We start from the raw sequence: 4,973 nt of genomic DNA, 5'->3' as shown, positions 1-4,973 counted from the left end.
CGATCCGCGCCTGTACCCGGAGCATTCCCCGGTGATAGCTGGTGCCGGACGTCGCCACTTTCAGCTGGAGGCTAAGCTCCTCAGGCACCGCAACGAAGTAGTACGGCGCCGGACCGCGCCACTGAAATATCTCGCCGCTGAACTCAACCTCCAGGCGGCCATCGCCTGTACGCATCTCCGCCGCTGATGACTGGCGGCGCAGCGCAACTGTGAACTTCGCGCCCTCGCGTGCGGCGGCGCGGGCGTTCCGGGCCTTGGATGTTTGCTTCTTCGGCATCTCGGACTCTCTCCCAACGGGCCCACGCTCCGCAGGTCGACGACCTCGTTGTCGCTGCGGCTGGCCATGCTCAGACTCCTTCGGCAGCGCGCCCCTGGCCGCCGGTGATTCGGTCCAGATCCCGCACGGCGTAGCGCTGGTGTTCCCACTCCTCCTCCAGGATCGTGTGCAGGCAGGACAACACGGTCTCCTCCCAGTCGGGGGCGTTGGGGTTCGACCTCTTGCCGCTCAGATCTTCTGCGGTCACGGTGGCGAGGAAATCGGTCACCATCGCGACGCGGCTGGACCGAGCCTCCAGCACCTCCGAGTAGGTCGGAGTCTCGGTGGACTCGGGCAGCCCGGCGAGGGCGAGTGGATGGAACGGCTGTTCTCGCCCCTGCACCGCTTTGCCGAGCCAGTTGTCGGTGGCCAGCACCAGGTGGCGCAGGGTCTGGGCGAACGAGAACTCATCGTCGACGGAAATGTCGGTGGTTCCGTCCGGCATCGTCGCTACTCGTTGGAGGATTGCTTCCCAGGCCGTTTGGACTGCTGCCCACGCTGCGCGGAGCCCGTCCGGATCGGTGGCCCGGCGTTCGGATCGGCCGGGAAAACGGCGATTGAGCTCGGCGTCGACGAGGGGCACCACGTCAACGTCGTTGACCATGAACGATCCGTCGTAGAGCCAGGGTGCGTCGATCTCGGATCGGTCCACGTCGACCGCGCGCATCACGACTCCGGACACGTTGCTGCTCCGGAATCGGGCACCGCCTAAATCGACGCGGTCGAAACGAGCCTCCTGCAGCTTGACGTTGGTGAACGTGGCGCCCTGCAGGTCGTTGTCGGCGTTGAATTCGGTCACGCGTCGCTTCTTCCTGTCTGGTGTTGAATCGCATGATGATCTATCGGTTCCATCGAAGCGTCTGACAGACTGATTCAGATCTTCAATCAGTGAAAGGTAGCGGAGCAGAGAGACGTTGTCTACCAACCAGCAAGTACCTGACTACGAGCTCGACGACGCGCATACAGTCACGTCCGATCAAGAGCTCAGGGCCATGTTCGACCCCTTCCGTAGCGTCCTGCTCCAACTCCTGCTCGAACGAGCGGCATCCATCCAAGAGCTGGCGGTCGCAACCCGGCGACCCAAGGGCACTGTCGCTTATCACGTCCGCGTGCTGACCGCTGCCGGCATGTTGAAAGTGGTTCGAACGCACACCATCCGGGGCCAGCAGGAACGCTTCTACGGACGGACCGCCCGCCTGTTCAGAGTCGGTGAGATCACGCCCGAGCAGGTCGCCCTGATCCCCAACGCGATGCCCCAATGGGCCGCCGACACCATTCCCGCACACGAAGCTGACCAACTCCGCGCGATCAGGCGCTACGCCTGGATCAGCGAAGAACACGCCAACGAGTTCTGGGACCGAGTTCTCCAACTGGTCAACGAATTCTCCCAGCTACCCAGCCTCGACCAGGGCCAAGCTCACGCCTTCATGGCCGCCATCTATCCCACCACCCAGGCCCCACGCCTGCCAGAACGTCACGAATAGCCCCGCAGGGACCGACATCGATAGCCGTTCGACCATCGGGCCGATCGCCGTTCCATCCCGGCCCGTTCCGCCCGGCTCTGGCCAACGAACCCCGGTGTTCGCAGACGGCGCGCGGCACCGGGTTCATCCTGGTCGTCGAGAAACTGAGTTCGAGCCGAGCGCATCCGTCATCGGTGAGGAGCGTCCGGAGTGCGGCCGCATCGGCCCGCCGGTGGTGCGAAGCCTCAAGCCGTCCGCAGAGGGATCCGCGATCGGACAGGTCGGGTCAAGGTGAGTGCGGACGCGGGTGCGTGCTGTTGGCTGATGTGGCGGCCGGATTGGCCGTCGCCGACGCCGCGGTTTGGTAGAGAACCGTCGCTCGGCCTCACCCGTCGAGGGGTGCGTCATGGCTGCACTGTTGATCGGCTACGCCAGGGTGTCCACCGAGGAGCAGGACCTCACCGCGCAACGAAACGCGCTGATCGAACTCGGAGTCGACCAGACCAGGATCTATGTGGATCATGGACTGACAGGCACGAATCGGGACCGACCCGGGCTGCGCGAGGCACTGGCCGCCTGCCGGGCCGGTGACACGTTGACCGTCACCAAACTCGACCGGCTCGCCCGGTCGCTACCCGATGCTCGCGCCATCGCCGAAGACCTCACCCGACGCCAGGTGAAGCTGAGCCTGGGCCGCAGCGTCTACGACCCGACCGATCCGGTCGGGCGGTTGCTGTTCAATGTGCTGGCCATGGTCGCGGAGTTCGAGGCTGACCTGATCCGAGCTCGCACCCGTGAGGGCATGCGCGTGGCCAAAGCCAAAGGGCACCTGCGTGGCAAGCAGCCCAAGCTCAACCCACGCCAGGAAGCTCACCTGGTCGAACTGCTCGGCAGCGGCGAGTACACCATCGCCGAAGTCGGCGACTTGTTCGGCATCGCGCGAGCCACTGTCTACCGGGCCGTCCAACGCCACCGCACCGCATCGGTGACCGTCCCGAACCCGCCAACCGCGGCTGCTGGACGGCATCGCGCACCTGGCGCACCCGGCCCGGCCCCGCAGCCCAAGCCGGATCCCACGCACCGACCACGGCATCTCGCCCGCGACGACAGCAACAGAACAGGACCGTCATGACCAGCAAGACCCGCGCGTACACGGGCCGCTAACCAGACACCGACCACCACAGGGGCCGGCCCCTTCCGCACCAAACACCGACGCAGGAAGCCGGTCCTCAAGCGGCTCCTCTTGCGGACGGCTACATGGCCGGGTGCAACGTCCTCTAGTCTTCACCCCGTCTTCGATGCAGAGTGGAACCTGCGCGGAGCGAAGGGCGGGATCGACATGAGCAACAACGCTGGAGCCGCAGGCGGGGGCGCGATCTACGGCTTGGGCATCTTTGGTGCCTGGGTCTACTACTGGCAGCAGGCCGACGGCTTCTGGGAGTATGCATTGGCGATCATCCAGGGCATCTTCTGGCCAGCTTGGATGGTCTACGAGGCTCTTCGCGCGCTTGGCGCCTAGACGGTATTGACCCAGCCGGCCTGCGGTCGATCGAACGCATCGACTCACTGTCTGCTCGGCCCAACGCGATGTCTTCGCGCTCAGTCAACGTCAAGCACGGACCCTCCAGATTGCGTCACCGCCGCGGCCGGGCCCCACCAGCAGCGATCAACCGCCGGCGACCTGCAACCCGGTAGCAATCCCCGAGCGGCCCGCAACCAACCGTGCCCCGCCCATAGGCACCGCCGTTCGTCTCACCAAGCGATCCCTGACCGGACACCGACAGCTCGCAAGGAAAGCGAGACGAACGCACGGACATGCCGATGAGCGGGCATGCGAATCGAGGTCGGGCGCGCCCGCTGCGCGCTAGGCGATCTCCACCTCGATCACTTCCCAGTTTCGTGGGCAGGCGGCCACGAGGGCCTCGCCGAGAGGTCGCCGGAAGAGCAGATGACGAAATGACTTGAGCCTGTCCCCGAACACTTCGGGTGACGCAAGGACGTCGGAGGTGGACACCAAGGCGTCGCCGACAATCGGCGCCTCGTTCTCGCTAACAGGCAGCCACTTCCAGCGCCCACACTGTCCGCAGAACGACCCCGTCCTGTCGCCCTCGAACTCGCCGTGTCGCGCCCGCACAGCCCGCGCTAGATCCCCTGGCGGGTGCCAGGGTTCGACCGTTTGGGCGGGGAGGACCTGCTTCACCCCGGTGGGACCCTTGCGTGACTGGTGCACCTCTCCCAGCTCGACGGCGAACCGCCCGGCGATGTCGGCGGCCAGCCCCGCCGAAACGCAGACCACGTCGTAGCGCCAGTTCGGCATCCATACCTCGGCGCCCGGGAACTTGCTCCCCTGGATCACGAGCGCGCCTGACTGCTCGACCAGCGGCGTACCGCAGCCTCGACACCACCCGTCCTCGCCATACATCGGTCCCAGGCCATATGAGTCTTCGGGCCAGGGCCAGCCCGGCGTGAAGCGCGGGGAGAGGGCCACCCAGTCAGCCGACGATTCTCGCACCGGGCAAGTATCTAGGTGGACCGCATGAAGCGCACTCTCCTGCCGCGAGTCGCTCGGGGCCTCCGTCAGATTGGCTCAAGATCGAGTTCGACCAGGTAACCGTTGAAGTGCAAGTCGCCGCGGACACCTCGGTGCCGTCAACACGCTCTGCTGACCTGACTTCTGCGGTGCCCGGGACGGGGTAAAGCGTGCGCCTGTCACCGCCCGGTGCAGGCGCGTAGCGGCTGTAGGCGCACTGGATGCTTCGCACCTTCCCCTTGCGGACGACGGCGTCCTCTTCTAGGTCGTGGTGATCCTCTTGATGGGTGACTTGGGTGGCAAGGTCGCTTCCGATGGCGGCCTCAAGCCAATCCACATCTGGATCGGCGGCCAGGTTCCATTCGACGGAATCGTTGACTGAAAACGGCTCGCCGCAGCACTCCATCTGCCAGTCGGAGTACCAGACGAGGGCCACGCTGCAGTCTCTCACTGATGCGCACTCCTCTGCCGCGGAGCGTCGGGTCTCTCTCGTCTCAATGGACGCCGACCTCGCCTCGTCGATGTCCGTATGGGGAACCGCGGGTTCGAGCGGTGATCGCAACACCCGATGGGTGAGGGGTGTTGTGGGTGCGGTTCTCTTTGCGGATGGTTGCGGAGGTTCATGAGCGGTTCTGGGAGGCGATGGCGCGGGGGGATTTCGTCA

General features: G+C 65.5%; 7 protein-coding genes. 3 read left to right on the top strand and 4 right to left on the bottom strand.

Annotated elements, in window-relative coordinates:
• Together ABN028_RS34985 and ABN028_RS34980 are read right to left on the bottom strand one after the other, a co-directional pair.
• The coding region (locus ABN028_RS34985; RefSeq protein ID WP_349699633.1) for a DUF1905 domain-containing protein at nt 1-277 on the bottom strand (277 nt) is incomplete at its 3' end.
• A gap of 70 nt (nt 278-347) precedes the next feature.
• A complete protein-coding gene (locus tag ABN028_RS34980) occupies nt 348-1,115 on the bottom strand; it encodes a DinB family protein (RefSeq protein WP_349699632.1) in 768 nt (255 codons plus the stop codon).
• 193 nt (nt 1,116-1,308) lie between these two features.
• Between ABN028_RS34980 and ABN028_RS34975 the strand changes: the two genes are divergently transcribed.
• The 3 genes from ABN028_RS34975 to ABN028_RS34965 all read left to right on the top strand — a co-directional run bounded on the left by ABN028_RS34975 (nt 1,309) and on the right by ABN028_RS34965 (nt 3,298).
• Nucleotides 1,309-1,800, top strand: coding sequence for an ArsR/SmtB family transcription factor (locus tag ABN028_RS34975; protein ID WP_349699631.1), 492 nt, complete (start codon nt 1,309-1,311; stop codon nt 1,798-1,800).
• 385 nt (nt 1,801-2,185) lie between these two features.
• Nucleotides 2,186-2,911: a recombinase family protein gene (locus tag ABN028_RS34970; RefSeq protein WP_349699630.1), complete on the top strand. Its 726-nt coding sequence runs from the start codon at nt 2,186-2,188 to the stop codon at nt 2,909-2,911.
• Between the two features lie 207 nt (nt 2,912-3,118).
• Nucleotides 3,119-3,298, top strand: coding sequence for a hypothetical protein (locus tag ABN028_RS34965; protein WP_349332463.1), 180 nt, complete (start codon nt 3,119-3,121; stop codon nt 3,296-3,298).
• A gap of 345 nt (nt 3,299-3,643) precedes the next feature.
• Here ABN028_RS34965 and ABN028_RS34960 read toward each other — a convergent pair whose 3' ends face one another.
• Together ABN028_RS34960 and ABN028_RS35735 are read right to left on the bottom strand one after the other, a co-directional pair.
• Nucleotides 3,644-4,291, bottom strand: a complete 648-nt coding sequence (locus ABN028_RS34960; RefSeq protein ID WP_349699629.1) for a hypothetical protein — start codon at nt 4,289-4,291, stop codon at nt 3,644-3,646.
• Nucleotides 4,272-4,745, bottom strand: a complete 474-nt coding sequence (locus ABN028_RS35735; protein ID WP_502879265.1) for a DUF6578 domain-containing protein — start codon at nt 4,743-4,745, stop codon at nt 4,272-4,274. Before ABN028_RS35735 ends, ABN028_RS34960 begins: the two co-directional genes overlap by 20 nt.
• Nucleotides 4,746-4,973: the final 228 nt, after the last annotated feature.

Origin of the sequence: Actinopolymorpha sp. B17G11 (assembly GCF_040196095.1) — a bacterium.
Classification (GTDB): Bacteria; Actinomycetota; Actinomycetes; order Propionibacteriales; family Actinopolymorphaceae; genus Thermasporomyces.
This window is presented reverse-complemented; position numbering and strand designations above follow the sequence as displayed.

Excerpts from the sequence above, each read along its gene's own strand:
- ABN028_RS34975 (WP_349699631.1), top strand. The coding sequence starts at position 1,309 with ATGTTCGACCCCTTCCGTAGCGTCCTGCTCCAACTCCTGCTCGAACGA.
- ABN028_RS34970 (WP_349699630.1), top strand. The coding sequence starts at position 2,186 with ATGGCTGCACTGTTGATCGGCTACGCCAGGGTGTCCACCGAGGAGCAG.
- ABN028_RS34965 (WP_349332463.1), top strand. The coding sequence starts at position 3,119 with ATGAGCAACAACGCTGGAGCCGCAGGCGGGGGCGCGATCTACGGCTTG.